Annotated in this window: 21 protein-coding genes; 6 read left to right on the top strand and 15 right to left on the bottom strand. The window is 68.4% G+C overall.

Features of this window, described 5'->3' with window-relative positions; genetic code table 11:
* Positions 1-11 precede the first annotated feature (11 nt).
* From guaB to JYA52_RS22095, 5 genes are all read right to left on the bottom strand, one after another.
* A complete protein-coding gene (gene guaB, locus JYA52_RS22075; RefSeq protein WP_205655515.1) occupies positions 12-1,523 on the bottom strand; it encodes an IMP dehydrogenase in 1,512 nt (503 codons plus the stop codon).
* A 229-nt stretch (positions 1,524-1,752) separates the two neighbouring features.
* Positions 1,753-3,828 carry an acyltransferase family protein gene (locus tag JYA52_RS22080; RefSeq protein ID WP_205655553.1) on the bottom strand — a complete coding sequence of 692 codons (2,076 nt, stop codon included), beginning with the start codon at positions 3,826-3,828 and terminating at the stop codon, positions 1,753-1,755.
* Positions 3,829-3,996: 168 nt separating this feature from the next.
* Positions 3,997-5,607: a chaperonin GroEL gene (gene groL / locus JYA52_RS22085; RefSeq protein WP_205655516.1), complete on the bottom strand. Its 1,611-nt coding sequence runs from the start codon at positions 5,605-5,607 to the stop codon at positions 3,997-3,999.
* A gap of 88 nt (positions 5,608-5,695) precedes the next feature.
* Positions 5,696-5,992, bottom strand: coding sequence for a co-chaperone GroES (gene groES / locus JYA52_RS22090; protein WP_205655517.1), 297 nt, complete (start codon positions 5,990-5,992; stop codon positions 5,696-5,698).
* Between the two features lie 231 nt (positions 5,993-6,223).
* Positions 6,224-6,625 (bottom strand): hypothetical protein, encoded by a 402-nt coding sequence (locus JYA52_RS22095; protein ID WP_240460659.1) that lies wholly within the window; start codon positions 6,623-6,625, stop codon positions 6,224-6,226.
* 53 nt (positions 6,626-6,678) lie between these two features.
* Between JYA52_RS22095 and JYA52_RS22100 the strand changes: the two genes are divergently transcribed.
* On the top strand, positions 6,679-7,908 hold the full coding sequence (locus tag JYA52_RS22100) for a THUMP-like domain-containing protein (RefSeq protein ID WP_205655518.1): 1,230 nt from the start codon (positions 6,679-6,681) through the stop codon (positions 7,906-7,908).
* A gap of 22 nt (positions 7,909-7,930) precedes the next feature.
* On the opposite strand, the gene JYA52_RS22105 is transcribed toward JYA52_RS22100, so the two are convergent.
* Together JYA52_RS22105 and JYA52_RS22110 are read right to left on the bottom strand one after the other, a co-directional pair.
* A complete protein-coding gene (locus JYA52_RS22105) occupies positions 7,931-8,749 on the bottom strand; it encodes a shikimate 5-dehydrogenase (RefSeq protein ID WP_307869509.1) in 819 nt (272 codons plus the stop codon).
* A 76-nt stretch (positions 8,750-8,825) separates the two neighbouring features.
* Complete coding sequence (locus JYA52_RS22110) at positions 8,826-10,511, bottom strand: glycoside hydrolase family 3 N-terminal domain-containing protein (RefSeq protein WP_240460660.1); 1,686 nt, start codon at positions 10,509-10,511, stop codon at positions 8,826-8,828.
* Positions 10,512-10,701: 190 nt separating this feature from the next.
* On the opposite strand from JYA52_RS22110, the gene JYA52_RS22115 reads away from it, so the two are divergent.
* Complete coding sequence (locus JYA52_RS22115) at positions 10,702-11,853, top strand: glutamate--cysteine ligase (RefSeq protein ID WP_205655520.1); 1,152 nt, start codon at positions 10,702-10,704, stop codon at positions 11,851-11,853.
* A 41-nt stretch (positions 11,854-11,894) separates the two neighbouring features.
* On the opposite strand, the gene JYA52_RS22120 is transcribed toward JYA52_RS22115, so the two are convergent.
* From JYA52_RS22120 to JYA52_RS22150, 7 genes are all read right to left on the bottom strand, one after another.
* On the bottom strand, positions 11,895-12,575 hold the full coding sequence (locus JYA52_RS22120) for a VOC family protein (protein ID WP_205655521.1): 681 nt from the start codon (positions 12,573-12,575) through the stop codon (positions 11,895-11,897).
* A gap of 44 nt (positions 12,576-12,619) precedes the next feature.
* Complete coding sequence (tsaD, locus tag JYA52_RS22125; protein WP_205655522.1) at positions 12,620-13,732, bottom strand: tRNA (adenosine(37)-N6)-threonylcarbamoyltransferase complex transferase subunit TsaD; 1,113 nt, start codon at positions 13,730-13,732, stop codon at positions 12,620-12,622.
* Positions 13,729-14,268 carry a ribosomal protein S18-alanine N-acetyltransferase gene (rimI, locus tag JYA52_RS22130; RefSeq protein WP_205655556.1) on the bottom strand — a complete coding sequence of 180 codons (540 nt, stop codon included), beginning with the start codon at positions 14,266-14,268 and terminating at the stop codon, positions 13,729-13,731. The genes tsaD and rimI overlap by 4 nt, the downstream gene beginning before the upstream one ends.
* A gap of 53 nt (positions 14,269-14,321) precedes the next feature.
* The gene (tsaB, locus tag JYA52_RS22135) at positions 14,322-14,993 is read right to left on the bottom strand and encodes a tRNA (adenosine(37)-N6)-threonylcarbamoyltransferase complex dimerization subunit type 1 TsaB (RefSeq protein ID WP_205655523.1); all 672 of its coding nucleotides are present in this window, start codon (positions 14,991-14,993) and stop codon (positions 14,322-14,324) included.
* A complete protein-coding gene (tsaE, locus tag JYA52_RS22140) occupies positions 14,993-15,586 on the bottom strand; it encodes a tRNA (adenosine(37)-N6)-threonylcarbamoyltransferase complex ATPase subunit type 1 TsaE (RefSeq protein WP_205655524.1) in 594 nt (197 codons plus the stop codon). Before tsaE ends, tsaB begins: the two co-directional genes overlap by 1 nt.
* Positions 15,583-16,803 carry an alanine racemase gene (gene alr / locus JYA52_RS22145; RefSeq protein WP_307869510.1) on the bottom strand — a complete coding sequence of 407 codons (1,221 nt, stop codon included), beginning with the start codon at positions 16,801-16,803 and terminating at the stop codon, positions 15,583-15,585. The genes tsaE and alr overlap by 4 nt, the downstream gene beginning before the upstream one ends.
* Before the next feature lie 95 nt (positions 16,804-16,898).
* Positions 16,899-17,993: a PfkB family carbohydrate kinase gene (locus tag JYA52_RS22150; protein ID WP_205655525.1), complete on the bottom strand. Its 1,095-nt coding sequence runs from the start codon at positions 17,991-17,993 to the stop codon at positions 16,899-16,901.
* Between the two features lie 132 nt (positions 17,994-18,125).
* On the opposite strand from JYA52_RS22150, the gene JYA52_RS22155 reads away from it, so the two are divergent.
* The gene (locus JYA52_RS22155) at positions 18,126-19,592 is read left to right on the top strand and encodes a family 4 glycosyl hydrolase (protein WP_205655526.1); all 1,467 of its coding nucleotides are present in this window, start codon (positions 18,126-18,128) and stop codon (positions 19,590-19,592) included.
* On the opposite strand, the gene JYA52_RS22160 is transcribed toward JYA52_RS22155, so the two are convergent.
* Positions 19,589-19,990, bottom strand: coding sequence for a winged helix-turn-helix transcriptional regulator (locus tag JYA52_RS22160; protein WP_205655527.1), 402 nt, complete (start codon positions 19,988-19,990; stop codon positions 19,589-19,591). The two genes, JYA52_RS22155 and JYA52_RS22160, sit on opposite strands and share 4 nt — an antisense overlap.
* A 101-nt stretch (positions 19,991-20,091) precedes the next feature.
* Between JYA52_RS22160 and JYA52_RS22165 the strand changes: the two genes are divergently transcribed.
* The 3 genes from JYA52_RS22165 (at position 20,092) to JYA52_RS22175 (ending at position 24,208) form a co-directional block, all read left to right on the top strand.
* Positions 20,092-20,964, top strand: coding sequence for an SDR family oxidoreductase (locus tag JYA52_RS22165; RefSeq protein ID WP_205655528.1), 873 nt, complete (start codon positions 20,092-20,094; stop codon positions 20,962-20,964).
* A 249-nt stretch (positions 20,965-21,213) separates the two neighbouring features.
* Positions 21,214-22,491 carry a D-inositol-3-phosphate glycosyltransferase gene (gene mshA / locus JYA52_RS22170; protein ID WP_205655529.1) on the top strand — a complete coding sequence of 426 codons (1,278 nt, stop codon included), beginning with the start codon at positions 21,214-21,216 and terminating at the stop codon, positions 22,489-22,491.
* Positions 22,492-22,528: 37 nt separating this feature from the next.
* Positions 22,529-24,208: a formate--tetrahydrofolate ligase gene (locus tag JYA52_RS22175; RefSeq protein WP_205655530.1), complete on the top strand. Its 1,680-nt coding sequence runs from the start codon at positions 22,529-22,531 to the stop codon at positions 24,206-24,208.
* The last annotated feature ends 245 nt before the right edge of the window (positions 24,209-24,453 follow it).

Below are 24,453 nucleotides of genomic sequence, written 5' to 3' on the forward strand. Positions count from 1 at the left end.
CGGTCGTTGGGTCAGCGCGAGCCGTAGTTCGGTGCCTCGACGGTCATCTGGATGTCGTGCGGGTGGGATTCCTTCAGGCCGGCCGGGGTGATCCGGACGAACTTGCCGCGCGCCTTCAGCTCGGGGATGGACGGGGAGCCCACGTAGAACATGGTCTGGCGGAGTCCCCCCACGAGCTGGTAGGCGACGGAGGCCAGGGGCCCGCGGTAGGCCACGCGGCCTTCGATGCCCTCGGGGATGAGCTTGTCGTCACCGGAGACGTCAGCCTGGAAGTAGCGGTCCTTGGAGTACGAGGTGTTCTTGCCGCGGGACTGCATCGCGCCCAGCGAGCCCATGCCGCGGTAGCTCTTGAACTGCTTGCCGTTGACGAAGATCAGCTCGCCCGGGGACTCGTCGCAGCCGGCCAGCAGGGAGCCGAGCATCACGGTGTCGGCACCGGCGACCAGCGCCTTGCCGATGTCGCCCGAGTACTGCAGGCCGCCGTCGGCGATCAGCGGAACGCCGGCCGGGATGGCCGCCTTGGCGGACTCGTAGATCGCGGTGATCTGGGGCACGCCCACGCCGGCCACCACACGGGTGGTGCAGATGGAGCCCGGGCCAACGCCCACCTTGATGCCGTCGGCTCCGGCGTCGATGAGCGCCTGTGCGCCTTCGCGGGTGGCGGCCTGGCCGCCGATGATATCCACGTGCGCCGCGACCGGGTCCGACTTGAGGCGGCGGATCATGTCCAGCACGCCCTGGGAGTGGCCGTTGGCGGTGTCGACGAAGAGGGCGTCCACCCCGGCGTCAACGAGCTTCATGGCGCGTTCCCAGCCGTCACCGAAGAAGCCGATGGCCGCACCGACGCGCAGCCGGCCTTCGTCATCCTTCGTGGCCAGCGGGTACTGCTCGGCCTTGGTGAAGTCCTTGGTGGTGATGAGGCCCTTGAGGCGGCCCTGCTCGTCAACGAGCGGCAGCTTCTCGATCTTGTTGGTGGCCAGTTTGTGCGAGGCCTCATCGCGGCTGATGCCCACGTGGCCGGTGACCAGCGGCATCTTCGTCATGACGTCGCTGACCAGGCGGATCGGGAAGTCCGATTCGGGCACGAAGCGGGTGTCGCGGTTGGTGACAATGCCGAGAAGGCGGTTGCCGTCGTCGACCACCGGCAGGCCGGAAACGCGGTACTGGGAGCAGAGCTCGTCGAGCTCCTGCAGCGTGGCCTCGGGGCGGATGGTCAGCGGGTTGGTGATCATGCCCGACTCGCTGCGCTTGACGCGGTCCACCTGGTCGGCCTGGTCGTCGATGGACAGGTTGCGGTGCACCACGCCCAGGCCGCCCTGGCGGGCCATGGCGATGGCCATGCGGGACTCCGTGACGGTGTCCATCGCGGCTGACAGCAGCGGCGTCTGCACCGTGATCCGCTTGGAGATCCGGGATGACGTGTCGGCGTCGGACGGGATGACGTCGGTGTGGCCGGGAAGCAGCAGGACGTCGTCGTAGGTCAGGCCGATGAAACCGAACGGATCGTGTTCGGGCTGGGTCATGAGTGCGCCTCTTACCTTGGTTGTGGGGTCACGGGTAGGGGTTGCAACCGATGACCAGCCCGTCATTACGGGACTGGCCTGTGCAGAAGTATTGAATAAATTCTAGAACCTCCGCGGCGATCCCCATATTCCGGAACGGCTTTGTGAGCAATGGCACGCGGCGGCGGCATCCGCCCGTGGCACAGAACCGTGGCACACACCCGCGGCACACGCCGTGGCACAGAACCGGCTATTTCCAGCCGGTTGCGGCGAGCAGCCGCTTCTCGAACATCGGGATCATGGACTGCACGTACGTCTTGGTGAGGTGGTTGTCATCCTTGTAGACGTAGACGTTGCCCACCACCGCAGGGCATGTCCCGCCGGCGCAGATGAAGTCGCTCATGTCCATCAGGTGAAGCCCGTCCACCTTGCCCCGGTAGGCGTCCAGCGGTGACGACGCCGCGAGGGACTCGGCGAGCGGGGCGTTGCACTCCGGTGCTTCGGCGCCGAACTTCTGGACGCATTCCGGCATGTTGACGGCGAAGCGGGGGTTGTCCCGGATGCCCACCACGTCCATCCCGGCGTCCGTGAAGGGCTTGATGCCGTCCACGTAGCCGGGCACTTCGGTTTCGAAAGGCGCCTCCTTGTGGGTCAGCGACGCCACCGTGAACACGGCGTCGGGCCTGTGCTCCATCACATAGGCGGCACTGGCACGGTTGAACGCGTTGCACTCGGCATCGCGCTCCGGCGATTCCGCGCCGAACCGGCAGTTCCCCTTCAGCAGGGTGACCACTTCCCAGCCGTGGTCCCGCGCGATCGGCCCCAGCGCGGCCATGTACTGCTGGGCGTGGGAGTCCCCCAGCACCACGATCCGCTTCTTCACATGCTCCGGCCTGCTGTTCTGAAGGCATCCCGAGAGAAGCGGGTCGGTGGGGACATTGCCGTCCGTGCACAGGCCGTCGATGTCGGCCCATTCGTTTTTCATGGCCGCGGGGGCCGGAATCACCGTGGCTTCCGGTGTGGGCTTGCCGGCATTTTCAGGCGCCAAGGCGGCTGCACCCGGCGTCAGTTCGCGCGGCTGCGCCGCGGCAGCCGCTTCGTCCGCCGTCAGCCTGGTCTGCCAGACGGCAACCGGCCCGGCCAGCAGCGCGCCGCAGGCAACGATGACGACGGCGGTCCGCCAGGCCCGCAACTGCGGCCAGTGCCATTCCCGCAGCGGCTTTTCCACGAAGCGGGTGGTGAGCACGGCAAGGACCACGGACGCAGCCACGATGGCCAGGCCCTGCACCAGGTTGGGCTTCTCGATTCCGGTGCCTGCAAGGGCCAGGACCAGGATGGGCCAGTGCCAGAGGTAGAGCGCGTAGGAGTTGTCGCCGAGGGCAACCAGTGGCCTGGAGCTCAGGACCCGGTCCACGCCGCACCGGCTGCCGCTTTGCCCCGCGATGATGATTGCCGCGGCAGCAAGCGTGGGCCACAGTGCGATGAAGCCTGGGAAGGACCGGTCCACCGTCAGGACCAGGCCGCAGGAGATCATGGCCGCCAGCCCGGCCCAGCCCAGGATCACGCGCACCGTCTTGCCGGGCTTCAGGTACGGCAGGGACAGCGCCAGCAGAGATCCCAGCGCGAATTCCCAGAGCCTGGTCCGGGTATCGAAGTAGGCGTAGGCCTGGTTCGTGGCCGTCTGCTCGATGGAGAAGACGAGGGAGGCGATGAACAGGCCGGTGAAGGCCACCAGGAGCACCAGCCGGTAACTGACGTCCCGCCGGCGCCGGAGCAGCCGCCACACGAGGGCGGCCGCGGCGAAGATGAGCGGCCACAGAATGAACACCTGGCCCTGGATGGACAGGGACCAAAAATGCTGCAGCGGACTGGCGCCCGCGTGGTCCTGGGCGTAGTAATCCACCGCGGTGTCCGCGAGCAGCCAGTTCTGCCGGTAAAGCAGTGATGCCCAGGCCTCATTGAGGACGTCCGGCCAGCGGCTCTGCGGAATGACCAGCCAGGTGCCCGCCAGGACTCCGAGGATGATGACGACGGCGGCCGGAATCAGCCGTTTGAAGAGGTGCAGCCAGTGGCTCACCAGGCGCAGCGGCCGGCCGTTTTCCACCTTGCGCACAAAGGACAGCGTGAGCAGGAACGCGGAGATCAGCAGGAAGATGTCCACGCCGCCGGAGACTCGTCCCAGCCAGACATGGTAGGTGACCACCATGAGCACGGCGAGGGCCCGGAGGCCCTGGACCTCGGGGCGGTAGCCCTGCTTGGCCTTGACCTGGGCGGACCGCGTAACCTCACCGGCATGATGGCGTGACCCGTTGCCCCGCGGGCCCATCGTTCTCGCTACTGGCACAAAAAACCCCTCAAAACCGGCGGCACAAAACATCCATGTTACCGTTTCGTGATCTTCAGGGCCAAACCGGCACGCCTGGCTGGACAGGAAAAAAGGAGCGGCCCAGCTAGCGCTGGACCGCCCCTTTAGGACGTTCAGGAAGGCTGGAGCCTAGTGGCTGTGGCCTGCGTGCTCGTCCTCGTCGGCCGGCTTTTCGACAACGAGGGTCTCGGTGGTGAGAACCAGCGCGGCGATGGAGGCCGCGTTGCGCAGGGCCGCACGGGTGACCTTGACGGGGTCGATGACGCCCGCTGCGATCAGGTCCTCGTACTCGCCGGACTTGGCGTTGAAGCCGTTGTTGGTTGCGAGCTCGGCAACCTTGGCCGTGACCACGTAGCCGTCGAATCCGGCGTTCTGGGCAATCCAGCGCAGCGGCTGGACCAGCGCGCGGCGGACGATGCCTACGGCAGCTGCTGCATCACCCTCGAGGGCGGTGACAGCGGGGTCCTCGTCGAGTGCCTTCAGGGCGTGGATCAGCGCGGAACCGCCGCCGGCCACGATGCCTTCTTCGAGGGCGGCGCGGGTGGAGGACACGGCATCTTCGATGCGGTGCTTCTTTTCCTTCAGCTCAACCTCGGTGGCAGCGCCGACCTTGATCACGCCGATGCCGCCGGCCAGCTTGGCCAGGCGTTCCTGCAGCTTTTCCTTGTCCCAGTCGGAGTCGGTGCGGGTCAGCTCGGCACGCAGCTGGGCAACCCGTGCCGCGACGTCCTCGGCCGAACCGGCGCCGTCAACGATGGTGGTGTTGTCCTTGGTGACCGTGATGCGGCGGGCGGTGCCCAGCACCTCCAGGCCGACGGTGTCCAGGCTCAGGCCCAGCTCCGGGGAGACAACCTGTGCACCGGTGAGGGTGGCGATGTCCTGGAGCATGGCCTTGCGGCGGTCACCGAAGCCCGGAGCCTTGACGGCAACGACGTTCAGGGTGCCGCGGATGCGGTTGACGATCAGCGTGGACAGTGCCTCGCCGTCGATGTCCTCGGCAATGATGAACAGCGGCTTGGAGCTCTGCAGCGCCTTTTCCAGCAGCGGCAGGAATTCCTGGACAGCCGAGATCTTGCCCTGGTTGATCAGGATCAGGGCGTCCTCGAGGACGGCCTCCTGGCGCTCCGCGTCGGTGACGAAGTACGGGGACAGGTAGCCCTTGTCGAACTGCATGCCCTCGGTGAGGACCAGCTCGGTCTGCGTCGTGGAGGACTCCTCGATGGTGATCACACCATCCTTGCCGACCTTGCCGAACGCTTCGGCCAGCAGCTCGCCGACCTCGTCGCTCTGCGCGGAGATGGCTGCCACGTTGGCCACCTGGGTGCCCTCGACGGGACGGGCGTTCTCGAGCAGGCGGGCTGCAACGGCTTCAACGGAAACCTCGATGCCGCGCTTGATCTGGCCCGGAGCGGCTCCTGCAGCAACGTTGCGCAGGCCTTCCTTGACCAGGGCCTGTGCGAGCACGGTGGCGGTGGTGGTGCCGTCGCCGGCGACGTCGTTGGTCTTGGTGGCTACTTCCTTGGCCAGCTGGGCGCCAAGGTTTTCGTAGGGGTCGTCCAGTTCCACTTCACGGGCGATGGTGACGCCGTCGTTGGTGATGGTGGGGGCGCCCCACTTTTTGTCCAGCACGACGTTGCGGCCGCGGGGACCAAGCGTCACCTTGACCGTGTTGGCGAGCTTGTCGATGCCGGCTTCAAGAGACCGGCGGGCAGCGTCGTTGAACGCAAGCTGCTTTGCCATGGTTTTGTCCTTTCAAGACAGAAACCCCGCGCTGCCGACCGGTCTGACGATAAATCAGACAGGATCGGCGGCACGGGGATCCAAAGAGTTACTTTACGACGATCGCCAGAACGTCGCGGGCAGACAGCACGAGGTACTCTTCGCCGCCGGTCTTGACTTCAGTTCCGCCGTACTTGGAGTAGATGACGACGTCGCCGATGGTTACGTCGACCGGAACGCGGTTGCCGTTGTCATCGAAGCGGCCGGGGCCAACTGCAACAACTTCGCCTTCCTGGGGCTTCTCCTGCGCGGAGTCCGGGATAACCAGGCCGGAAGCCGTGGTCTGCTCGGCTTCGAGCGGGCGGACAACAATACGATCCTCAAGAGGCTTAATAGAGACCGACACTCGGACCTCTCCTTTTCGTCAGCAAATTTGTGGACTGGAAAACTGTTGCGCCTATGCGTGCAAACCGTCGTCGCGGTGCCGGCAGCAGCCAGGCTGGCAGTTCTTCATGTGTTAGCACCCACCTAGGGAGAGTGCTAACGATGACTCTATGTAAGGGATTAGCACTCGGTCAAGGTGAGTGCCAGAAGTTCATCGGCGGTGAACATGCCGAATCACTGGAAAGGACGGGTTTCACCGCCCGGTGAGGGCATCGAACCCGACGTCCTCACCGCCGTCGTCGTCGCTTTTGGGCGAATTCTTACGCTGGCGGACGAGCACGACGGCGGCCCCGGCGGCCGTCAGCGCCGACGCGACCAGGAAGACCACGCCTCCGATGCGTGCGCCGGAATACAGCTCCCGGATCTGCCGGGCTTCATCGGTTGCGTCGTTGATGTCCTCGCCGCCCACCGAGTAGACGGTTGAGTTGAAGGAGTCCAGAAGGAAGATGATCACGAGCAGCACGAGGCAGACGACGGCGACAGCCACCCCGGCAATCAGCGCCGGACGCGCGTACCGGGCCAGGTGTGCGTACCGGGCCGCGCCGCCAGGGTTGCGGGCAGGCTGGTCTGGGCTGGGAGTTGCACTGGCGTCCATTCAGTCCACCCTATCGGCAAGCCCCCGGCTGGCCCTCCACTAGGCTTGAGGGCATGTCTGACGCACCGCAGGACCAGATCGCACAGCTCCTCAGCGAAGAAGGATGGCAGTTGCTGGCCTCGCTGGGCCCGTATCGCGAGGACCAGTCCTTCACGCTCAATGCAAGCCTTCGGAAGCAGGGTCACTCCCCCGCCCTGGTGTCTGCAGTCCTCACCCAGTCCAGGCTGCGGACCAAGGCCGAAGCCAAGTTCGGCGAATTCGCCCGCCAGATGCTGTTCACCCAGGCCGGTCTCGAGCAGGCAACCCGGCTTAATGTGGCGGCCAGGCATGCCCAGCGCTTCGCTCAGGCCGGCATCCGCCACGTGGCCGACCTCGGCTGCGGCCTGGGCGCGGATTCCATGGCCCTGGCTTCTCTGGATATCGCCGTGACGGCCGTGGAGGTCGACGAAACCACGGCCGCGTGCGCCACCATCAACCTCATTCCGTTTCCGCACGCCACGGTGGTGCATTCGGACGCGACTTCTGTTGCCCTCGGTGATGCCGACGGCGTATGGCTGGATCCGGCCCGGCGCACCACCTCCACGTCCGGGACCAAGAGGATCTGGGATCCGGAGGCCTTCTCGCCGCCGCTGTCCTTCGTGGAATCACTCGCGGCCTCCGGGCTCGCGGTGGGCGTCAAGATGGGACCGGGCATGCCGCATGATTCCATCCCCGCCGGCTGCGAGGCCCAGTGGGTTTCGGTGGGCGGCGACGTCACCGAGGTAACGCTCTGGTTCAACGCGGTTGCCCGGCCGGGGATCCGGAGGGCCGCCCTGCTGCTCGGTCCCCAGGGGGCTGCGGAGCTCACCAGCGCGGAGGATTTCGACGGTGGCCCGGTGGCGCCCGTGGGGCCGGTCGAGGGCTACATCTACGAGCCCGACGGCGCCGTGATCCGCGCGGGTCTCGTGGCCGACCTTGCCGTGCAGCTCGGCGGACACCTGGTGGACGAACACATCGCCTACATCTGCGCCCCGGACGCCGTGGACACGCCCTTCGCCCGGGCCTACAAGGTCCTTGAGGTCATGCCGTACAGCGTGAAGGGGCTCAAGGCCTGGGTGAAGGAGAACGGCATCGGGGTGCTGGACATCAAGAAGCGCGGCACGTCCGTCACTCCCGAGGAGCTGCGGAAACAGCTCCTTCCCGCCGGTAAGGGCAGCGCGAAGAAGGCCGGCAAGAAGACAGCCACCCTGGTCCTCACCAGAATCGGTGACGATCGGGTGGCCGTCTCCGTGGAGCCGGTCTAGCCGACTCGCTGGACCTGCGCGGCTACTGGGCGCGAACGAACGCCTCGGCGTCCCGCACCTGCTGGTCGGTGGGGCGGATGCCGGTGTACAGCACGAACTGCTCCAGCGCCTGGATGGTGGCCACTTCCGCGCCCGTGATGACCTGCTTGCCGGCTGCCCGGCCGGCCTTGATCAGCGGCGTCTCCGGCGGCAGGGCCACGACGTCGAACACGACCTTCGCGGCGTCGACAGCTGCCGGGGGGAAGGACAGCGAGTCGGCTTCGGCGCCCCCGGCCATCCCGATCGGCGTGACGTTGATGATCATGTCGGCCGTGGCGTCGCCCAGCTCGGCGCGCCACTCAAATCCGTAGAGGTCCGCGAGCGAACGGCCGGAGGCCTCGTTCCGGGCGACAATCGTGACATTCCGGAAGCCGGCGTCCCGCAGGGCTGCCGCGGTGGCCTTGGCCATGCCGCCCGCGCCCTGGAGCAGCACGGAGGACCCGCTGGAAACGGCGTTGCGTTCCAGCAGCTGCTCGATCGCCGTGTAGTCGGTGTTGTAGGCGGTGAGGCGGCCGCCGTCGTTCACGATGGTGTTCACCGAGTCGATGGCCTTCGCTGACGGGTCCATGGCGTCGACGAGGGCGATCACGTCTTCCTTGTAGGGCATGGACACGGCGCAGCCCCTGATGCCGAGGCCGCGGACGCCGGCGATTGCCTGGGCGAGGTCGGTTGGCGCGAAGGCTTTGTAGATCCAGTTCAGTCCGAGCTGGTCATACAGGTAGTTGTGGAAGCGGGTCCCGTTGTTGCTCGGCCGGGCCGAGAGCGAGATGCACAGGGTCATGTCTTTATTCAGAATCGGCACCCCTCCATTAAAGGGGCATTCGGCCCGGCGGGCGGGACTGTGAAGGAATCAGCCGAATGTTGGCCCTCAGCGGGCCTCAGGGGCAGCCGGAACCCTGGCGGTAAGGCCCGACGGCGGCCGGCAGCTTGCCGGGGGCCGTCGCCTTGCCCGCCAGCACGGCCAGCAGCGCCTTGAAGGCCCCCGGCGTCCGTCCGAAAAGTGCCACCTTCGTGGGCGCGGATGAGCGGGCCAGCGGCCAGGGCGCATCAAGGGCCACGGCGATGTCTCCGCCCGCCGGAGCGCCCCCGTAGCCGATGAGGCTCACCAGCGGGCCCGCGCCGAGCGTGATGCCCGCGTCCCTCGCGGCGGCGGCAAAGTACGCCCGGTCCAGCGCCGTCCCGCCCGACAGGCGGAGGCGGCCGGGCACCAGCGGCCCCCGGCACGGGCCGGAAAGAACGGTCACCGCCGCGGCCGATACCTTCGCCGAAAGGGTCTCCGCACTGCCCGGGGCTGGCCGGTGCTGCCGGGCGTCAGTCCGGGCGCGCCAGATCATCATCGTCACCACGCGGCGGGCAGCTTCCTCCAGCCGGGGCAGCGGCAGCTTTCCGGCAGCAACGGCGTTGACGATGGCGGCGTGGGCCGCGTTTACGTCGGCCGGCATCAGCAGCAGGTCCGCGCCGGCGGCAAGTGCCGCCGGGGCCTCGGAGCCCCGGGGATACCGGGCGCTCACGGCCTTCATGTTCAGGGCGTCCGTGACGGCTACTCCTTTGAACCCCATCCCCCGCAGCGCTGCGTAGCTTGCCTTGGACAGGGACGCGGGGACGCCCGGTTCAAGGGCGGGGACAGCGATGTGTCCGGTCATGATCATCGGGGAACCTGCGGCGATGGCAGCCTGGAATGGCTTCCAGTCCCGGGCCTTCAGCTGCGCCGCCGTGGCCTTCTGGACCGGCAGGTCCTTGTGGGAGTCGACGGTCACGGAACCGTGCCCGGGGAAATGCTTGACGGAGGACAGCACACCGGCCGCCAGCATGCCGCGGGAGAAGCCGACACTCAGGTTTCCAGCCGCCGCAGGGTCGGAAGACATGGAACGGGCGCCGATGGTGGGGTCGGCCGGGCCAACGGTGGTGTCGGCGGTCGGAGCGAAGTCCACGGTAAACCCGAGGGCGGCGAGTTCCCCGGCCAGGGCCTTGCCCGCCTCGGTTGCCAGCGGCACGCTCCGGGCTGCCCCGTAGCTCATGGGCGCCGGCCATCGGGTGAGCGGGGCGCCCAGCCTGGACACCATTCCCCCTTCCTGGTCCACGGCAATCAGGCCGGTCCATGTCCTGCCGCCGGACCGGGATGCCTCCCCCAGTCTCCTGGTGGCGGCGGCCATGCCGCGGACGTCCACGAGGCCGGCAGAATTACGGGGCACGTTGTCGCCCATGATGATGGAGCCCGCAAGATGCAGCCGCTCCACGGTGGCCGCCTGGGTTTCGTGGCGCAGGCCTGTGTAGAACGGCAGCAGCACCTGCCCGGCCTTCTCGCTCAGCGTCATGCGCTTCACGGCTGCGGCCGCCGCATCCTGGTCGCGCTGCTGCGGCCCCCACCCCAGGGGCGCAGCGCCCTTCCCGGCCGCCGTCTTCGGCGGGGTTGCCGGCAGCGGGGGCGCCGTCGTCGACCGCTGTTGCCTGGTGCTGGGGGTTGGACTGGGCGTCGCGGCGGAACTGGACGTCTCCGGTGCAGCAGGCGGCGGGGGCGTGCAGGATGCCGACGCGAGCAGCACCGCCAGGGCTGCCGCAGCCATGGCTTGCCTGTTGTTGCGTCGGTTATTGGCGGGGTTGGCGGAAGCCGTGTTGTGAAAACTGTCACGCGCTCTCTGTAGCCAGGCCATCATCCCGATGGTACCCCTGCACTAGACTTGAAAGACCGTTCACCTGCCAGCCGTTCTGCCAGAAACGGCCAGCACCCGGACAGCAGAACAGCGAGAGGAACGCATGAAGATTGATTTCGCTTCATCCCGGCAATCAACTCTTGGTGTGGAATGGGAGCTCGCACTGGTTGATGCGCAGACCGGTGAACTTGCCTCCGTGGCGAACCAGGTCCTGCGTGGCGTGGCCGCGAAGCACCCGGAGCTGAACGAGGACGACGAACACCCGCACATCAAGCAGGAACTGCTGCTGAACACGGTGGAGCTTGTCACCGGGATCTGCGAAACCGCTGCCGAAGCGAAGGAGGACCTGAACAGGTCCCTTGCCGCCGTCCGCGAAGTCACGGACCCGATGGGCGTTGAGGTCTTCTCCGCAGGCAGCCACCCCTTCAGCCCTCCGCAGCTGCAGACCGTCACGGACAAGGAACGGTACGCCAAGCTGATCGACCGCACGCAGTGGTGGGGCCGCCAGATGGTGATCTACGGCGTCCACGTCCATGTGGGGCTCGACCGGCGGGACAAGGTGCTCCCGGTGCTGGACGGCCTGGTCAACTATTTCCCGCACTTCCAGGCGCTGTCCGCCTCGAGCCCGTTCTGGGGCGGCGAAGACACCGGTTACGCCTCCCAGCGCGCCCTCATGTTCCAGCAGCTGCCCACGGCCGGGTTGCCCTTCCAGTTCCCCACCTGGGAAGAATACGAGTCCTACGTCCAGGACATGTTCACCACGGGTGTGATCGACACGCTGTCCGAGATCCGCTGGGACATCCGGCCGGTGCCGAACCTGGGCACCATCGAGATGCGGATCTGCGACGGGCTGGCGACGCTGGAGGAGGTGGGCGCCGTGGCCGCGCTCACCCAGTGCCTGGTCCACGAGTTCTCCACCACGCTGGACAACGGCGGCAGCATTCCCACGATGCCGCCGTGGCACGTCCAGGAAAACAAGTGGCGCGCCGCCCGGTACGGGATGGAGGCCATCATCATCCTGGACGCGCAAGGCAACGAGCAGCTGGTCACCGACCACGTGCTCGAAACGCTGAACCGGCTCGAGCCCATCGCCGCGAAGCTCGGCTGCCCGGATGAGCTGGCCGACGTCGAGAAAATCATCAGCCGCGGGGCGGGGTACCAGCGCCAGCGCCGTGTGGCCGCCGAGAACGGCGGAAACCTCCAGGCCGTGGTGCTGGACCTGGTGAAGCAGATGCGGAACGGTCCCACGGCTTAGGCCGTGTCTCCCCGCCCGCCCTCTGCCGGCTTCAGCACTGTTCAGCTTCCGAAGTGCCACGCATCGAGCACAACACGGCCACGCGGCGATTTCAGTGTCGCGGTGAGCGGTGCGTTCTGCACAGCCGCGATCGGGCTCGTGTGCACGGCCGGAAGCTTCAGCACGTCGACCGCCTCGGTCGGAACGCCGCGCAGCACCAGGCCCTGCAGCGCCACATCGGTGAAGGGCATGTGGGCACAGGGATGTTGCCCTTCCCACTCGATCAAGCTGGGCAGCGCGCCTGCGCATTCAGCGCGGCCGTCGTCGCGGACTGTGATTCGCCACTTCAACAGTCCGTCAGGCGTGTCCCGCTGCGCCGCCAGCAACTCGCCAGGGTTGAGGGCAAAGTTGGCAAGGTCCCGGCGCAGCATCTCGATCTTGCGGGTGCGCGCCACTGCGTGCACCAGCCGGGGGGATTCGCGGACAGCCTCGCGCACCTCGGGGTGGTCGAGCCCGAACCAGCGCGGCCTACCCGGCGCCGGTGCGTCGGGATCGATCGCGATGACCTCGAGATAGCAGTCGGGGAAGCTCTCGCTGCTGATGGTAATCACTCGGTTGTGAGTACCCATCAACGGGTGCTTGCCACCACCGGAAGGCTGAACGCCGAACGTTGCCGCGCACCAGGCTGCGCCCTGTTCCAGCGAATCCGCGGCGATGACCAGGTGATCGATAACGGCGTTCACAACTCAACCGTACGCTTGTTCCGTCTCCCGATTGAGTCCGCTTGCTAGGCCCGGGCAGCCGTTCTGACCGGTTCCGGCGCCGGCGCTGACACGGTGGTCACGGGCATGGACGAATCCGGGGCAAAGGAGATGCCGCTGGGCTCGATCCCCGCCATGACCAGCTGCGCGCCGAGCGCCGCCACCATCGCCCCGTTGTCCGTGCAGAGACCCAGCGGAGGGACGTGCAGCGTGATGCCCGCGGCGGAGCAGCGCTGTTCCGTGAGCTGGCGGAGCCGCGAATTGGCCGCCACGCCGCCGCCTAGCAGGACGTTGGTGATGCCCTGCTCCCGGCAGGCAAGGACCGCCTTGGACGTGATGACGTCCACCACCGCTTCCTGGAATGCCGCCGCTATGTCCGCCACGGGGACGGCTTCGCCCTGCGCCTCAAACTGCTCCACGCAGCGGGCCACGGCGGTTTTCAACCCGCTGAAGGACCAGTCGTAGCGGTGCGGGCCGGGCTCCTCCGCGGTGCCCATGTACTTGGGCTGGGTGAGTCCCCGCGGGAAGCGGATCGCCTTGGCGTTGCCCTCGCGGGCAAGCCGGTCAATGGCGGGACCGCCGGGATAGCCCAGGCCAAGGATCCGCGCCACCTTGTCGTACGCTTCCCCTGCGGCGTCGTCAATCGTGGAACCGAGCATCTCGACGTCGTCGGTGATGCGCCGGATCCGCAGGATTTCGGTGTGGCCGCCGGAGACCAGCAATGCGCCGAGATTCTCGGGCAGCAGGTTCTCGGCTCGTGCGTCCAGCAGCCCGACGCCCACGTGCGCCACGAGGTGGTTGATGGCGTACAGCGGCTTTCCCGTGGCCACGGCGAGGGCCTTTGCCGCGCACACGCCCACCATCAGAGCCCCGGCCAGCCCCGGACCGGACGTGACGGCGATGGCGTCGATGTCGTCCAGGGTCACGTCGGCCTCCGCGAGCGCTGCCTGCAGCGTCGGCACGAAGGCATCGAGGTGTGCGCGGGAGGCAATCTCCGGGATGACGCCGCCGAACCTGACGTGCTCGTCCATCGAGGAGGACACGGTGTTGGTCAGGAGGTCCGTTCCCCGGACGATCCCGACGCCGGTTTCGTCGCAGGAGGACTCGATGCCGAGCACAAGCGGCTGGGAACGGTTCATTGCTGGTCTGCCTCCGTGGGGGTGGTCTGGCCGTGCTGTCCGGCGCCGGGTTGTCCGGTGTCCTCTTGCACGGTGTCCTTCTGCACGATGTCCTGGTGCACCGCGAGGACACCGGCGAGCTCGAGCCTCATGATCAGGGCGTCGACGCCGTCGCGGTAGTACTTGCGCCGCACATGGATCTGCTCGAATCCGAACCGGCGGTAGAGCTGCTGCGCACGGGGGTTGTCGGCCCGCACTTCAAGCAGCACATCGGCTGCGCCGCGCCGCCGGGCCTCGCTGATGAGTTCCGTAAGCAAGGCGGTTCCGATGCCCCTGCCTTCATACTCGGGGACGACGGCGATGGTCTGGACGTCCGCGACCGGCTCGATGCACATCACCCCGGCGTAGCCGACGATGCCGCCCCGTGCCTCTGCGACGAGGTAGCGGCGGGTCTCGGGCTGCTCCAGTTCGCTCACGAACATCTCCAGCGGCCAGGCGTCCACGGGAAAGAGCCGCACTTCCAGCTCATGGACAGCCGCAATGTCGGCCGCAACCATGTCGCGCACCGATACGCCCGGGCCGATCAGCGTGCCCTCTCCGGACAGGCCGCTCACAGGGCGCGCTTCCGGGGGCCGGGGACCTGCGCATCGGATTCCCGGAGGTAGAGGGGCGTGGAGTCAAGGAGTTCCCCTCCCCCCGCCAGCCGCACCAGGGCGAACTGCCCCAGGTACAGCGCATCCGGCTGCTCCGCGCTGAAGTCCGGGTCAGCCCGCAGGACGTCCGCGTAGAGGCCGGCGCCGGCGCCGTAGGCGGGCAGGTCTGGAAGATCGGCGGCGAAGCCAACGTGCGGCCCGTCCACGAGCTTGGGGAGCTGGCCCTCCTGCAGCGTGTACCGGGCCCAGTACACCTCTTTGCGCCGGGCGTCGGTGGCCACCAGGAACTCCCGCGGGGCCTCCGTGGACTCAGCCACTTCCAAGGCGACGGCATCCAGGCTCATCAGCCCGTGCAGCGGCTTCCCCCACGCAAAGGCGAGCGTCCTGGCCGTGGCAATCCCGGAGCGGAGCCCGGTGAACGGCCCCGGCCCTACGCCGACGACGATGGCGTCAATGTCCGCACCCGTGACGTCGGACTCGGCCAGCAGCTTCTCGATGCCCGGGGCGAGGACCTCGGCGTGGCTGCGCGTGTCTTCGGTGGAGAAGCTGCCCACCACTCCTTCGAGCGCGTCGTCGGAAACCAGCGCGGCACTGGCCACGGCGGAGGTATCGATGGCAAGGATGAGCATCAGGGGGTCCCTTCGGATGCCAGGTTCAGGGTCGGCTGGTCGGCCCAGCGCGGGCCGAAGCCGCGGATAATGATGGTGCGGGGCTCGTCGTCGTCCTCGGCATCGAAGTCCAGGACACCGTCCGCCTCCCGCGTTCCGCCGGCTGCCCCGTTTCCGGTGGAACGGTGCAGTTCCACCTCAAGACGGCTGTCACTCAGGTGCTCCACGCGGTCGCGCCCCCACTCCACCACGGTGACGGATGAGTCCAAGGTGTTTTCGAGGTCGATATCATCGATTTCCGATGCCGATCCCAGCCGGTAGGCGTCCACGTGGACCAGGTCGGGACCGCCGGGATGAGGACCGTCGGGAAGGTTGGGATGGATCCTGACCAGCACGAACGTGGGCGAAATGATGCCTTCCCGCACGCCCAGGCCCTCCCCCAGGCCTTGGGTGAACGTCGTCTTGCCGGCGCCCAGTTCACCGGTGAGGACCAGCAGGTCCCCTGCCCGAAGCACCTCGGCGAGCGCCGCGCCGAGCGCATGGGTCTGCTCCGCCGTCGTGACTGTCAGGGCCCGGACCCAGCGGGGTGCGTCCGTGGCTGCCGGCAGGCTCACGGCGCCGGCGTTTCGTTGATGAAGGTGCGGGGCACGCGGGGGCTGATCCGCGTGACGATCTCGTAGTTGATGGTGCCGGCGGCGCGCGCCCAGTCGTCGGCGGTGGGGCCGCCGTCGGCACCGTCGCCGAAGAGCTGCGCCTCGGCCCCCAGGACACTGTGGCCGCCCTCGGAGACGTGCCGCGGGCCGAGGTCGATCACCATCTGGTCCATGGCGATCCTGCCCACCACCGGGTAGGTCACGCCCTCCACCCGCACCGGGCCGCCGGTGGCCACGCGGGGAATCCCGTCCGCATAGCCGAGCGGGATGAGTCCCAGCGTGCTGGCGCCGGAGGTGTGGTAGTTGAAGCCGTAGGAAACGCCCTGGCCCGACGGGACGTCCTTGCAGTGGGACACCACGGTGCGCAAGGTCATCGCCGGGCGGAGCCCCAGTTCGGCGGATGTCTGCCCCTCGAAGGGTGAGAGGCCGTAGATGCCTATGCCCACGCGGACGAGGTCAAAGTGGGTGTCCGGCCGGGACAGCGTGGCCGGGGTGTTCGCCAGGTGCCGGACTTCCGGGTCCACCCCGGCGTCCTCGGCGATGGCCAGTACTTCGCGGAAGGCCGCGAGCTGGTCGTCGGTTTCCGGCCGCTCGGGTTCATCGGCCACGGCGAGGTGCGAGAAGATGCCCACCACGCGCAGCAGGCCCTGGTCCTGGTATTCCACGGCTTCGCCCACGAGGCGGTCCCACACTTCCACGGGGGCGCCGTTCCGGCCCAGGCCCGTGTCCACTTTGAGGTGCACGCGCGCGGGCCGCTCCTGCTCCCGGGCAGCGGCCACGATCCGTTCCAGCTCCCAGCCCGAGCATCCGATGTCGACGCCGGCGGCCACCGCCGCACCGAAGTTGCTCTCGGGGGTGTGCAGCCAGGCGAGCAGCGGCGCGTCGATGCCGGCTGCGCGGAGGGCCAGCGCCTCGGAGATGTGGGCGACGCCCAGCCAGCTTGCGCCCGCCTCAAGGGCCGCGCGGGCCACCGGGACGGCGCCGTGTCCGTAGGCGTCGGCCTTGACGACCGCCATGACCTTGGCCGGTTCGGCGGCCGCAGCGAGCCGGCGGACGTTGTGGCGGATGGCTTCGAGGTCGACGATGGCGGACCGTTCCTGGGAGGACCGTTCCTGCGAAGGGGGCGGCACCGGCCCTGCTGCCGGGGGGAGGTCACCTGTTGCTGCGGGGTATGTCACCCTAGTGATTCTAGTGCTGGCGTCCGGGGCCGGATAATTCCGGCCGGGGCGGTGGGGTGCCGGGCCGGTGGGGCCGGCGTCCTAGGCGGCGCGTCTTAGGCGTCGGACAGATGCGCGATCGTGGCGGCCGCCCGCCGCTGGGCTTCCGGGGGCACGTCCCGAACGATGTCTGACAGGAAGGCATAGCGCCGCAGCCACTGGCTGCCGCGGCGTTCCGGCCTGGCGTTGGCACGTTTCCACCAGTCGGCGATGTCGCCCCAGCCCGGCGCCGCGAGCGAGCCCCCCACTTCCTGCACGGCGAGCGCGGCGCACAGGTTGGCAAAGCGCAGCCGGTCCCCCAGCGGCCACCCTGCCAGGCAGCCGACGACGAACGCCGCGCCAAAGCAGTCCCCCGCCCCGGTGGGGTCATACGCGGTCACCGGCAGCGACGGCACCCATTCCTCCTCGCCGGTCTCCGAGTCGACGGCCATGGCTCCCTGTTGCCCGAGGGTCACCACGGCCACGGGCACACGGTCCGCCAGGGAGTACAGCGCGGCCCACGGATTCTCCTTGCCGGTGAAGGCCATGGCTTCACGCTGGTTGGGCATGAAGGCATAGAAGTACTGTAGGTTGTCCAGGCGCGTCTGCGACCACTCGCCACTGGGGTCCCAGCCCACATCGCCAAAGAGTTTCACGCCGTCGGAGTGGGCCGCGAGAGCCCACGGTTCCAGTTCGTGGCCCAGGTCCGCCACCGCCGCGAGGGCGGGCGGCGGCTGCTCCCCGATCAGTTCGGACGGCGTCACGGGAGCGGGATGGCCGTGGGTCACCATGGAGCGGTCGTGGTCCACGCTGAGGGAAACCGTCACCGGGGAGTGCCAGCCCGCAACGCGCCGGGACAGGGACAGGTCAACGTGCTCCTGCCCGGCGAGGATCTTCCAGTTGTAGTCGCCGTAGCCGTCGTCGCCGAAGGCAGCTGCCAGCCCGGTCCGCAGCCCCAGCCGTGCCGCTGCGATGGCCTGGTTCGCCACGCCGCCGGGGCAGCTTCCCATTCCCTCGCTCCAGATTTCGGTCCCGGGCTGCGGCGCGTGCGGCAGTCCCGTGAAAATGATGTCCTGGAACACGGTGCCGGCCAGCAGCAGGTCAAAGCCTCCGGCCGTTGGCGTACGGACGGCGGCGAGCGGATCGAAGCGGCCTGCGGGAATCGCATCCATGTTCGGCACACTACGCCGTGTGCCTTGGGGTTGGAACCCCGAAATCTGGGGGTATGGGACGTGCCGGAACGGGCTGTCCCGCCATCGGCGCCCCGGGGTGGCCGGACCGCGTTGCCGGATAGACTCCCTTCCATGCGGCTCATGATTGCCGGTGGCGGCGGATTCCGGGTTCCCCTCGTGTACCGGGCGCTCTGCTCCGGCCCCTATGCCGGGCTGGTCCGGGAACTGGTGCTGTTCGACGTCGATCCCGGCCGCCTCGCGGCCATGACCGCGGTGCTGCGCTCCATGCCCACGTCGCCGTCCACGGCGCCGGGGCGCCCCGCGCCGGACGGCAGCGCCGCCGTCGTGCATCCCCCGGCCGTCACCGCAACCACGTCGCTCCGCGAGGCGCTCACCGGCACCGATGTGGTTTTCGCGGCCATCAGGCCGGGCGGGACAGCGGGGCGGATGGCCGACGAACGCGTCGCCCAGGATCTGGGGCTGCTGGGCCAGGAAACCACCGGGGCGGGCGGCATCTCGTATGCGCTGCGCTCCATCCCCGCCATGCTGGAGCTGGCGCGGGAAATGCGGACGCACTGCCCGGATGCCTGGCTGGTCAACTTCACGAACCCGGCGGGCATGGTCACCGAAGCGCTGGTGCCCGTGCTGGGACGGAAAGTCATTGGTATCTGCGACTCCGCCAGCGCGCTCGTCCACCGCGCCGCCCGCGCGGCCGGCGCGCCGTTGCCGGCCGGAAGGCTCGACGGCGTGGGCTACTACGGCCTGAACCACCTCGGCTGGCTGTACCGTCTGGAGTCCGGCGGCCGCGACCGTCTTCCGGACCTCCTCGCAGATCCCGCCGCGCTGGCGGGTTTTGAGGAAGGCCGGCTGTTTCCCCAGCCGTTCCTGCGGGAACGCGGGGTCCTGCCCAACGAGTACCTGTTCTATTACTACGAGACGGCCCGGGCGGCCTCGGCCATGCGGGCCATGGACGCCACCCGCGGCGAGTCAATCCACAGCCAGCAGTCCGAGCTGTATCCCAGGCTCGCCGCAGCCGGGCCCGCCGCGTATGGCTTGTGGGACGCCGCCCGCCGGGCCCGGGAGGAGGGCTACCTGGCCGAAGCCCGCACCGGCGACGAGGCACGCGATGCCGAGGACCTTGCCGGCGGCGGCTACGAGCAGGTGGCGCTGGCAGTGATGCGGGCACTCACAGGCGGAGGGGCGGATTCCCCGGCCGGGGCGGGCGGCACCCAGCTCATCCTCAACACACGGAACGCGGCTGCTACCCGGCAGGGCGTTACTGGAGAGGGCGCTCCGGAGCCGGCGATTCCGGGGCTGCCGGCAGACGCCGTCGTCGAAATTCCCTGCACGGTGACCGCCGCGGGCGCGGAACCCATCCCGCAGGACCTGCCCGCCGGGCCGCAGTTGGAGCTCATGCAGCGCGTGAAGCGCGTGGAGCTGCTGGCCGTCCGGGCGGCCAGCCACGGCGACCGGCAGGCCGCGCTGGATGCCTTCGCGGTACACCCGCTGGTGGGGTCCGCGCAGCTCGCGGCCCAGCTCTTGTCCGGATACGAGGCCGCATTCCCCGCCCTCGCGGGGCTTTGGCGCAGGTCCGCCTAGTCCCCCGCGCCTGCTGCTTTCCGCGCTGACCGCCCGACGATAGTGTCAGCGTGACCCGCGATCCAGGAGACCAGCGGCAGCAGCAGCGCGGCCAGCTCCTGGCCGCTGACGGTCAGGCTGTAATCCACCCGGGGAGGAATGATCGGCTGCGCCTCGCGGCGCACGAACCCGTCCGCCTCCAGGGTCTTCAACGTCTGGGCCAGCATTTTCTCGCTGATGCCTTCAGCCCGCCGGCGCAGGTCACTCCAGCGCTGCGGCCCCTCGAACAGCGCCACCAGGATCAGGACGCCCCATTTGCTGGTGACGTGGTCCAGAACGATTCTGCTGGGGCATCCCGCGGGAAAGATCCCGTCCGCAAACGGGAAAGCGGGCGCCGCCTCCTGGGTACTTACTTTCATATCAGTACCTTACCTTAAAGTGCGTACTCTCTTTCGGGAAGTAAGCGGCAGGAGGTGATGTTGGCACAGGTGACAGTCATCCACCCGTGAAAGGAACCACCATGACCATCGTCATCACCGGAGCCACCGGCCAGCTCGGCCGCCTCGTCGTCGAATCCCTCCTCAGCCGCAATGTTCCCGCCGGGCAGATCGTCGCGGGCGGCCGCGATCTGGCCAAGATCGCCGATCTCGCCGAGCGCGGCGTCCAGGTGCGCCGGCTCGACTATGACGACGCCGGGTCCCTGCGCCAGGCGTTTGCGGGCGCCGAGAAGGTGCTGCTGGTTTCCGGCAATGAGGTAGGCCAGCGGCTCTCCCAGCACCGGAACGCGATCGAGGCGGCCAAGGAGGCCGGCGTCAGCCTGATCGCCTACACCAGCGTCGCCAACGCCGACAGCACCGCCATGCAGCTGGCCGCGGAACACCAGGCCACGGAAAACGCGCTCCGCGATTCCGGCGTCCCCTTCGCGTTGCTCCGCAACGGCTGGTATCTCGAGAATTACACCGACCAGGTCTCCGTTCAGCTCCAGCACGGGGCCGTGCTCGGCAGTGCAGGTGACGGCCGTGTCAGTGCCGCCGCCCGGGCAGATTACGCCGAGGCCGCCGCTGCCGTGCTGGTCAGCGAGGGCCAGGAGGGGAAGGTCTACGAGCTCGGCGGCGACGTACCGTTCACCCTGTCCGAGCTGGCCGGCGAAGTCAGTGCCGCGGCCGGGCGGCCGGTGACGTACCAGGACCTGCCGGCGGAGCAGTACACGCAGGTGCTGGTGGACGCCGGCCTGCCGGAGGCCTACGCGGCCATTCTGGCGGACAGCGACCTCGGCATTGCCCGGGGCGACCTGCTCGTGACCAGCGGCGACCTCAGCCGGCTCATCCGCCGGCCCGTTACTCCGATGCGCGACGCCGTGCAGGCTGCGGTGCGCAACCAGCTCGGCGTATGAGACCAGGCGTATGAGACCAGGCGTGTGAGACCAGGCGCGTGAGACCAGGCGCGTGAACCCAGGCAACGGGGCCCCGACTGAGGCCCCGTTGCCTGTCAGGGCTTCGGTGCACCGCCGCAACGTTGGCAACAGCGCGGGAGCCATGAATGCGAGGGCGCTTGAGGAGTAGTGTTTTACCGGATGCAGTTCCCGGTTGGGCGCCGCTGTGGCGCCCGGAAGGATGCGTTCGCGTAGACCGAGAGGAGAGCCATGACCGCGATCAAGCGTGTGGCCTTCCTGTCCCTGCACACCTCTCCGATGGAACAGCCCGGTTCCGGTGATGCCGGCGGCATGAATGTGTATATCCGGGGCCTGGCCTCCGCCCTGGCCGAAAACGGCGTGGAAGTGGAGATCTTTACCCGGTCCACGGACGCCAGCCAGCCCGCCGTCGAACATCCGGACCCCGGCGTGTGCGTCCACAACGTCCTGGCCGGGCCGCCGCGGAAGCTGCCGAAGGAAGAGCTGCCGGAACTGCTGCACAGCATGGTCGCCGAAATCGAGCGGATCCGCGAGCGCCAGCCCCACGGGCGATACGACATCATCCATTCCCACTACTGGGTGTCCGGTGTGGCCGGGCTTGAGCTGTCCACGCTGTGGGGGGTGCCGCTGGTCCACACCATGCACACCATGGCCAAGGTCAAGAACCTCCTGCTGCAGTCCGGGGAAAAGCCCGAACCGCGCCGGCGCGAACTGGGCGAGCACCACATCGTCGACGGGACGACGAGGCTCATTGCCAACACCACCGCCGAAGCCGCCGAACTCGTGTCGCACTACAACGCCGACTTCGACCACATCGACGTCGCTCCCCCGGGCGTCGACCTCTCCGTCTTCACCCCCGCCTTCCGCAGCCGCGCCCGCTCCCAGCACAGCGTCGGGCCCGGCACGTTCCATCTGCTGTTTGCCGGCCGGATCCAGCGCCTCAAGGGTCCGCAGATCCTGGTGAAGGCGGCCGCACTGCTCCGCGAACGCCGTCCGGACATCGACCTGAAGCTGACCATTCTGGGAGCACTGAGCGGCGCGAAGGACTTCAACCTGAAGTCGCTGGTCACCGCCGCGGGACTGGACGACGTCGTTACACACCATCCGCCGGTCGCTCCGCCTGAGCTTGCGGCGTGGTTCCGCGCGGCCGACGTCGTGGTGATGCCCTCGTACAGTGAATCCTTCGGTCTCGTGGCGCTGGAGGCCCAGGCCTGCGGCACGCCGGTGGTGGCCACCAGGGTGGGAGGCCTCTCCCGTGCCATCTACGACAACCGCACCGGGCTGCTCGTGGACGGCCACCGCGCAGCCGACTGGGCAGATGCGCTCGAAGCCCTCTACGACGATCCCGCCACCAGGGAGGACATGGGCCGTGCGGCGGCCGTCCATGCGCAGAGCTCCGGCTGGCAGCGCACGGCTGCCATAACGCTGGAGAGCTACCACGCCGCCGTCGAGGAATTTGCGGCCGGAAGCACGGTGCCTGCCGGCTATGCCCCGCGGCTCACCGGCTGAGCGCTGCCTGTTTTAGCCCCGACGATGGAGGACGACGATGTCTGACAGCCCCTTGAGTGACCTCGCGATAGCCCGCAACGCCGTGCTGCGTCCCATCGAGGAGGTCGCAGCCGCCGCCGGTATTGATGTTGAGGCGGTGGAACTCTATGGCCGCTACAAGGCGAAGATCGATCCGGCGAAGCTGTCTGCCGGGCCACCTTCGGGGAAGGTGGTTCTGGTCTCGGCGATGTCGCCCACGCCGGCGGGCGAAGGAAAATCCACCACGACGGTGGGGCTCGCCGACTCGCTAACAAAGGCCGGCCACAAGGTGATGATCGCACTGCGTGAGCCGTCGCTCGGCCCGATCCTGGGCATGAAGGGAGGGGCCACGGGCGGCGGATACTCCCAGGTGGTGCCCATGGACGAGATCAACCTGCACTTCACCGGCGACTTCCACGCCGTGACGTCGGCCAACAACGCGCTCATGGCCCTGGTGGACAACCACATCTACCAGGGCAACGAGCTGAACATCGACCCGCGCCGCATGACGTTCAAGCGGGTACTGGACATGAATGACCGCGCCCTCCGGGAAGTAGTGATCGGGCTTGGCGGCCCCACCCAGGGCATCCCGCGCCAGGACGGGTTCGACATCACCGTGGCGTCGGAGATCATGGCGGTGTTCTGCCTCGCTGCGGGCGTGGCAGATCTGCGCGAACGGCTGGGCCGCATCACCTTCGGATACACCTACGACCGGACCCCTGTCACCGTCGGCGACCTGGGCGTGCAGGGCGCACTGACCCTGCTGCTGAAGGACGCCATCAGGCCTAATCTGGTGCAGACGATCGCGGGGACCCCGGCACTGGTCCATGGCGGCCCGTTCGCCAACATTGCCCACGGCTGCAACTCGCTCATCGCAACCCAGACCGCGCGCAGGCTTGCTGACATCGTGGTGACGGAAGCAGGCTTCGGCGCTGATCTCGGGGCCGAAAAGTTCATGGACATCAAGGCCCGCGTCGCGGATGTGGCGCCCTCCGCCGTCGTCGTGGTGGCCACGGTGCGGGCCCTCAAGATGCACGGCGGCGTTGCCAAGGACCGGCTCCAGAAGCCGAACGTGGAGGCACTGGCGGCCGGCGTGGCCAACCTGCGCCGGCATGTCCGGAATGTGGAGAAGTTCGGCGTCACCCCCGTGGTGGCCATCAACAGGTTCGCCTCCGACACGCAGGAGGAACTCGACTGGCTCCTGGACTGGTGCGCCGGCGAAGGCATCCAGGCCGCGGCGGCGGATGTCTGGGGCCGCGGCGGCGGGGGCGATGGCGGCGACGAGCTGGCAGCCAAGGTGGCGGCAGCCGTGGCCGGCCCGGGCTCCTTCCGGCACCTGTATCCGCTGGAGCTGTCTGTGGAGGACAAGATCCGGACGATTGTGCAGGAAATCTATGGCGCGGACGGCGTCGACTTCTCCGTGCCGGCGTTGAGGCGGCTCGCGGACATTGAGAAAAACGGCTGGTCCGGGCTGCCGGTCTGCATGGCCAAGACCCAGTACTCGTTCACGGACGACGCCTCGCGGCTGGGCGCGCCCAAGGGCTTCACCATCCACGTGCGCGACCTCATCCCCAAAACCGGAGCCGGCTTCATCGTGGCCCTGACCGGCGCCGTGATGACCATGCCCGGCCTGCCGGCCGTTCCGGCCGCCATGAGGATGGACGTGGACGACGACGGCAACCCGGTGGGCCTCTTCTGACCCTCGTTACCTTCCCGCCGGCCCCGGCCCGACGCGCCCGCCCAGGCCGCGCGGCCGGCCGCCCGGGGGGGGGGGCGGGGGGGGGGGGCGCGCTGTTGGGGGGGTGGTGTGGGGGGGGGGGGGGGGGTTGGGGGGGGGGGGTGGGGGGGGGGGGGGGGGTTGTTTGTCTTTGGCGGGCTCGTGGTTTGCTTTTTCCTTTGTGTGGGGGGTGTTTGTTTTTTTGTTTGGGGGGGGGGGGGGCCCCC

Source organism: Arthrobacter pascens (assembly GCF_017052465.1).
Classification (GTDB): Bacteria; Actinomycetota; Actinomycetes; order Actinomycetales; family Micrococcaceae; genus Arthrobacter; species Arthrobacter pascens.

What these genes read in the sequence shown, in the direction of transcription:
- guaB (WP_205655515.1), bottom strand. Translation starts at nt 1,523, where the DNA reads ATGACCCAGCCCGAACACGATCCGTTCGGTTTCATCGGCCTGACCTAC.
- JYA52_RS22080 (WP_205655553.1), bottom strand. Translation starts at nt 3,828, where the DNA reads ATGGGCCCGCGGGGCAACGGGTCACGCCATCATGCCGGTGAGGTTACG.
- groL (WP_205655516.1), bottom strand. Translation starts at nt 5,607, where the DNA reads ATGGCAAAGCAGCTTGCGTTCAACGACGCTGCCCGCCGGTCTCTTGAA.
- JYA52_RS22095 (WP_240460659.1), bottom strand. Translation starts at nt 6,625, where the DNA reads ATGGACGCCAGTGCAACTCCCAGCCCAGACCAGCCTGCCCGCAACCCT.
- JYA52_RS22100 (WP_205655518.1), top strand. Translation starts at nt 6,679, where the DNA reads ATGTCTGACGCACCGCAGGACCAGATCGCACAGCTCCTCAGCGAAGAA.
- JYA52_RS22110 (WP_240460660.1), bottom strand. Translation starts at nt 10,511, where the DNA reads ATGGCTGCGGCAGCCCTGGCGGTGCTGCTCGCGTCGGCATCCTGCACG.
- JYA52_RS22115 (WP_205655520.1), top strand. Translation starts at nt 10,702, where the DNA reads ATGAAGATTGATTTCGCTTCATCCCGGCAATCAACTCTTGGTGTGGAA.
- tsaD (WP_205655522.1), bottom strand. Translation starts at nt 13,732, where the DNA reads ATGAACCGTTCCCAGCCGCTTGTGCTCGGCATCGAGTCCTCCTGCGAC.
- rimI (WP_205655556.1), bottom strand. Translation starts at nt 14,268, where the DNA reads ATGGTTGCGGCCGACATTGCGGCTGTCCATGAGCTGGAAGTGCGGCTC.
- tsaB (WP_205655523.1), bottom strand. Translation starts at nt 14,993, where the DNA reads ATGCTCATCCTTGCCATCGATACCTCCGCCGTGGCCAGTGCCGCGCTG.
- JYA52_RS22150 (WP_205655525.1), bottom strand. Translation starts at nt 17,993, where the DNA reads ATGGATGCGATTCCCGCAGGCCGCTTCGATCCGCTCGCCGCCGTCCGT.
- JYA52_RS22155 (WP_205655526.1), top strand. Translation starts at nt 18,126, where the DNA reads ATGCGGCTCATGATTGCCGGTGGCGGCGGATTCCGGGTTCCCCTCGTG.
- JYA52_RS22160 (WP_205655527.1), bottom strand. Translation starts at nt 19,990, where the DNA reads ATGAAAGTAAGTACCCAGGAGGCGGCGCCCGCTTTCCCGTTTGCGGAC.
- JYA52_RS22165 (WP_205655528.1), top strand. Translation starts at nt 20,092, where the DNA reads ATGACCATCGTCATCACCGGAGCCACCGGCCAGCTCGGCCGCCTCGTC.
- mshA (WP_205655529.1), top strand. Translation starts at nt 21,214, where the DNA reads ATGACCGCGATCAAGCGTGTGGCCTTCCTGTCCCTGCACACCTCTCCG.
- JYA52_RS22175 (WP_205655530.1), top strand. Translation starts at nt 22,529, where the DNA reads ATGTCTGACAGCCCCTTGAGTGACCTCGCGATAGCCCGCAACGCCGTG.